At 57.7% G+C, this 5,065-nt stretch carries 4 protein-coding genes and 1 pseudogene; 4 read left to right on the top strand and 1 reads right to left on the bottom strand.

The features are described 5' to 3' along the window. From L0H65_RS14250 to L0H65_RS14240, 3 genes are all read left to right on the top strand, one after another. A partial coding sequence (locus L0H65_RS14250) for a biotin carboxylase (protein ID WP_367652001.1) occupies positions 1-1,478 on the top strand: 1,478 nt, incomplete at its 5' end. 142 nt (positions 1,479-1,620) lie between these two features. Then, the gene (locus L0H65_RS14245) at positions 1,621-2,802 is read left to right on the top strand and encodes a C45 family peptidase (protein WP_301459711.1); all 1,182 of its coding nucleotides are present in this window, start codon (positions 1,621-1,623) and stop codon (positions 2,800-2,802) included. Further along, the gene (locus tag L0H65_RS14240) at positions 2,799-3,656 is read left to right on the top strand and encodes a carbon-nitrogen hydrolase family protein (RefSeq protein ID WP_301459710.1); all 858 of its coding nucleotides are present in this window, start codon (positions 2,799-2,801) and stop codon (positions 3,654-3,656) included. Before L0H65_RS14245 ends, L0H65_RS14240 begins: the two co-directional genes overlap by 4 nt. A 126-nt stretch (positions 3,657-3,782) precedes the next feature. On the opposite strand, the gene bhcR is transcribed toward L0H65_RS14240, so the two are convergent. Further along, positions 3,783-4,598: an HTH-type transcriptional regulator BhcR gene (gene bhcR, locus L0H65_RS14235; protein ID WP_301459709.1), complete on the bottom strand. Its 816-nt coding sequence runs from the start codon at positions 4,596-4,598 to the stop codon at positions 3,783-3,785. 190 nt (positions 4,599-4,788) lie between these two features. Here bhcR and L0H65_RS14230 point away from each other — a divergent pair. Further along, positions 4,789-5,065 (top strand): annotated as a pseudogene (locus L0H65_RS14230) (serine--glyoxylate aminotransferase); the annotation flags it as partial.

The following is a 5,065-nucleotide window of genomic DNA, read 5'->3' as shown; positions in this document are numbered from 1 at the left end:
TGAGCGCGCAGAACGAAGGATATGAGATGACCGACAACCCCAAGTTGACAAGCCTGACAGAAATATTCCGCTTTCTGCGCCGCAATGAAACGCCGATCTATGTCATCACGCCAACGCCTTTCAGCCTGCTTGGCATCGATCAATGGGTCGGCGGGCTGGAGTTTGTAAACTATTTCGACATCTTCGATGGCGGCCACGCACGGGTTTTCGTGCCGGAGCGTGATGGCCCGCAGGAATTCAACTCGATGGAGGATGTGGCCAATTACCTTGTCGATCACCCGCAATTTGCCGAACACATCAAAGGGCGGCCGCGCGGCAAGGCGATTTTTGTGATGTTTGACGAAGAAACCGAACGCCTGTGTGAAAAAGTCGGGATAGACATCGCGCTGCCTCGCGCGGAACTGCGCAACCGGCTGGATTCCAAGATCGAAACGACGCGGCTTGGCAACGAGGCTGGTGTGGCGAGCGCGCCGAACATCATGGGGGAGGCCGACAGCTTCAAAGAACTGATGAAACTGGCAAAAAAGGGTCGCGTCGGTCAGGATCTTGTGGTGCAGACGCCTTACGGTGACAGCGGGCGCACGACGTTCTTCATCAAGTCAGAAGAAGACTGGGACCGTTTCGCGCCGAAGATCATCGGCCAGAAACTGAAGGTGATGAAGCGTCTGAACCACCTGCCCGGCACCATCGAAGGTTGCGCGACCCGCCACGGAACCCTTGTTGGCCCGGTGATGACCGATATCACCGGGTTCGAGGAAATCACGCCATACAAGGGGGGATGGTGTGGCAACGACATCTCCACCACCATCCTGCCCGATGGCGTGCCGGAACAGGTCCGCGAAATGGCCCGCAAATTCGGAGACCGCCTTTATGCCGAAGGCTACAAAGGGGTGTTCTGCCTCGATTTCCTGCTCGATACCGATGACAACACGGTTTATCTGGGGGAGTTGAACCCGCGTGTCAGCGGTGCAACCCCGCCCACCAACCTGATCACCACGACCTATGGCGGTTGCCCGCTGTTCCTGTTCCACATCCTGGAATATCTCGATGTCGATTATGACCTCGATATGGAGCAGGTTCAGGCGCGCTGGAATGATTACGACAACTGGACCCAACTGATCCTGAAACAAACCGAGGAAAAGGTGGAGTTGATCACCGAGGCACCGCAATCGGGGGTCTGGCGCATGGCTGAGGATGGCAGCGTGTCGTTCCTGCGTGCCGCGCATAACATCACCAGCGTCGGCGATGAGAACGAAGCCTTCTATCTGCGCGTTTACGGCATCGGCGAATATTGTTATCATGGCGCGGATCTTGGGTGCCTGCTGGCGCGCGGACGGATGCAAACGGATGAGCGGTCGTTGACCGAGCGGGCAAAGGCATGGAACTCTGGCCTGAAAGCGGCGTTTACCAGTGTCCCCCTTGGAGCCGCACCACCGGTCCAGCCACCGCAAGGGCTTGATGCGGCGAAATGGTTCTGACATTTGGGGATGATGGTTTCGGCTGCACTTGACATTGGTCGAAGAAATACCAGATACCTACACCATGCGACATGGTGTAGGCCGATCCGCCGCTGTGTCGCCCGAAATGCCCGTCATCAACAGCGGGCTTGAAAGGAACCGAATGCAACTGGATTTTCGCGGCCTGACAGAGGGTCAACCGGGTGCGGCCTGGAAAAAGGTCTTTGCGCATGGCTGGCCGGGTTGGCGTGAATGGTTCCTGTCGCGCGGCGGCGACAGCGGCCCGCAGCTTGATGAATCGCAGCGGGCATTGCGCCGCTACATGCCTGAGATGGAATCGCTTTGGGAACAACTTGTGGCTGAAGTCGACGGCGATGATGTCGCGGCCCGCTTCCTGAGTTTCTGGACGCCACCGCGCTATCTGGTGGGGTGCAGCCAGTTGGTTATGGCTGATGATGATGGCCCGATGCTGATCCGCAACTACGACCTTGACCCCGATCTGAACGAAAGCACCATGCTGCATAGTGCATGGCGCGGGCGTCAGGTGATGGGCATGGTCGAAGGCATGGCGGGCCTGTCGGACGGGATGAATGATTCCGGTCTCGCCGCGTCGCTGACCTTTGGCGGTCGCCCGCAAAGCGGGCGGGGCTTCGGCATTCCGCTGATTATGCGCTATGTGCTGGAAATGTGTCGCGATGTGACCGATGCCCGTGAGGCGCTGCGCCGGATTCCGTGCCATATGTCCTATAATGTGACGGTGGCCGACCGCAGCGGCGCGTTTGCAACGGTCTTTCTTGCACCCGACCGACCGACGCTGGTGTCGGACCGCCCCTTGGCGACCAATCATCAGCTTGGTGTTGAATGGCCGCACCATGGCCGGGTTTCCCGCACGCGGGAACGGGAAAAGCATCTGGAAACAATGGTGGCGAAGGGCGATCTGACCATTGCCGCCGCGCGCGATGCATTCTTGCGCGCGCCGCTGTTTTCAACCGCTTATGACAAGGCTTTTGGAACTGTTTTCACTGCCGCTTATCGCCCGATGTCTGGGGAAGCCACGCTGTCCTGGCGCGATGGCCCCCCGGTTGTCTGGCGCATCGGCGCGTTTGAACCAAAGCAGGTCAGTGTCACCTATTCCGCCAGCGGGTCGGTGGTTGGACCGGCAATCAACCAAGCCGCCGCATTCAATGCGGTTCCGGTTGCACGCGATCCGGCCACAGTGCCAAATCTGGCGGCTTTTTTCAGCGAGCTTGCCGATTGCATGGCCGGACGGCAAAACTGGGCCAGTCTTGGTGAGTTGTGGCGGCGACCTGCGCACACCGCATCAAATCACGGAGATATGACATGAGCCATTTTGCCATTGCCGGGATCCAGATGCCCATCGCGATGCAGAACAATCTTGAGGCGATACAGCGCCGCCTTGATGTATTGATGTTTCTTTACCCTTGGGTCGAGATGGTGGTGCTCAGCGAACTTGCAGCACATGGCCCGGCACATGCGCTGGCGACACCTATGGGCGGGGAGTATGAAACCGCCTTTCAACGGATGGCGCAGCAATATGGCATCTGGATGGTTCCGGGGTCCTACTTTGAAAAGCAAGGAGAGCTGGTCTATAACACGACCCCCGTGATCAATCCGGCGGGGGAGATTGTCACCCGCTACCGCAAGATGTTTCCCTTCACCCCGTATGAGGCAGGAACCACCCCCGGCGCTGAGGTTTGCGTCTTTGACGTGCCGAATGTCGGGCGCTTCGGCGTGTCGATCTGCTACGATATCTGGTTCCCTGAACTTACCCGCTCCATGGTGGCGATGGGGGCAGAGGTGATCCTTAATCCGGTGCTGGCGAATTTCATCGACCGGCCGGCCGATCTTGCCATTGTGCAGGCATCTGCCGCGATGTTTCAAAGCTATGTGTTCAGTATCAATGGCTTGGGCGCAGGCGGCAACGGCTATTCCATGGTGGTCGATCCGTCGGGGCAAATGATCCACCGGGGCAATGTCGGTGAAGAGCTGATCCCGGTGGAGATTGATCTTGACCTCGTTCGCCGTCAGCGCAGTCGCGGATTGCGAAATATGGGCCAACCGCTCAAGAGTTTCCGCGACAGACCCACGGAGTTCGCGGTTTACGGCGAGGGCTTTGACCGCAGCTATCTCGACTCACTGGGTCCGCTGGTGAAGCCGGGCCGCGCAAACCCGGTTTAGGGTTTGGCGGCGGCAGGCTTTGTCCGATGCCCCCTCGGGCTTTCAAAGCACTTAAGTCGGCACGCATCTGGCTGACCGGTTGATGCGCTGGAGCGACCTTTCGTTGAATGGGTTGCGGATCGAGGCTTAAGGCACCTCGGCCCCCATGGCGCGCGATACCTCTTCCCCCGCCGCCTTCACCATATTCCCGATGTACGGGATCTTGTCATGAGACAGCCGCTGCGATGGTCCGGAAACCGAAATACCTGCAACTGCCTCCCCCTGAAAGTTCAGGATTGGCGCGGCGATACAACGCATCCCGATAGCCTTTTCTTCATTGTCGAAGGAATAGCCGTTGGCGCGTATCCTCTCCAGTTCTTCGATCATCAAGGCAGGGGCGGTGATGGTCTGATCGGTGAAGCGTTCCATCGGCGCTTCGGCCAGATAGCGTTTCAGACGCGGTTCCGGAAACATCGCAAGCAGCGCCTTTCCGATGCCGGAGGCGTGCATCGGCGTTTGGGTGCCGGGGGGAAAGAAGGCGCGGATGGATTCGTGCGTTTCGACTTGGGCGACAAACATCACAAGATCGGCCTTTTCAATCCCGAGGTTCGAGGTTTCGCCGGTTTCATCCTTCAACCGCTGCATCGCAGGCATCGCCCGCCCAATCATGTTGCTGCGGCGCAGGAATGTCGCCCCGATCCGGAACGCCTGCGGCCCGATCGACCATTCCTGTGTCACCGGATTGACCTCTGCCATCGCGCGCAACTGAAACGTGGTCAGAACCCGGTAGATCGTTGCCGGGGATTGTGCCATTTCAACCGCGATCTGTGAAAGCGTCATTGCCCCGCCTGCCGCCAGCGTTTCGAGAACATCAACCGCACGGTCAAGCGATTGGATGATATTCTGGCTGTCATCGCCATCGAAACGTTTCGGTCTGCCGCGGGTCTTGGGAATAATGGTCATTATCAACACTTTCTGCGCATTCGGAAAACAATATTTACTCTGAAATCATTTTTCTGCAAATGAAAAAATGTAAGTCGCGGAAAATAAAGCCTTTCATCGCATATATAGCATTATGAAAAAATATTTCAAAATAATTGCATCCGATTCTGACGCCATGTATCACTTGGGCAACCCAATGGAGGAACGTGCTATGAACTTTCAAAATCCGGTTTTCATCCCCGGCCCGACCAATATGCCCGAATCGATCCGTCAGGCCTGCTATATGCCGACGATTGATCACCGCTCCCCGGTGTTCGGCAAAATCCTGCATCCGTGCCTCAGCGGGGTTCAGAAGGTTCTGAAATCGACCAGCGCCAAGATCTTCATTTTCCCGTCGACCGGGACCGGCGGTTGGGAAACTGCCTTGTCGAACACGCTGTCCAAAGGCGACAAGGTTCTGGCCGCCCGCAACGGTATGTTCTCCCATC

This window comes from Pseudorhodobacter sp., from assembly GCF_030452865.1.
GTDB lineage: Bacteria > Pseudomonadota > Alphaproteobacteria > Rhodobacterales > Rhodobacteraceae > Pseudorhodobacter.
The sequence above is the reverse complement of the archived record's forward strand: the minus strand, read 5'-3'. Positions and strand labels throughout refer to the sequence as shown.

Excerpts from the sequence above, each read along its gene's own strand:
- L0H65_RS14245 (WP_301459711.1), top strand. The coding sequence starts at position 1,621 with ATGCAACTGGATTTTCGCGGCCTGACAGAGGGTCAACCGGGTGCGGCC.
- L0H65_RS14240 (WP_301459710.1), top strand. The coding sequence starts at position 2,799 with ATGAGCCATTTTGCCATTGCCGGGATCCAGATGCCCATCGCGATGCAG.
- bhcR (WP_301459709.1), bottom strand. The coding sequence starts at position 4,598 with ATGACCATTATTCCCAAGACCCGCGGCAGACCGAAACGTTTCGATGGC.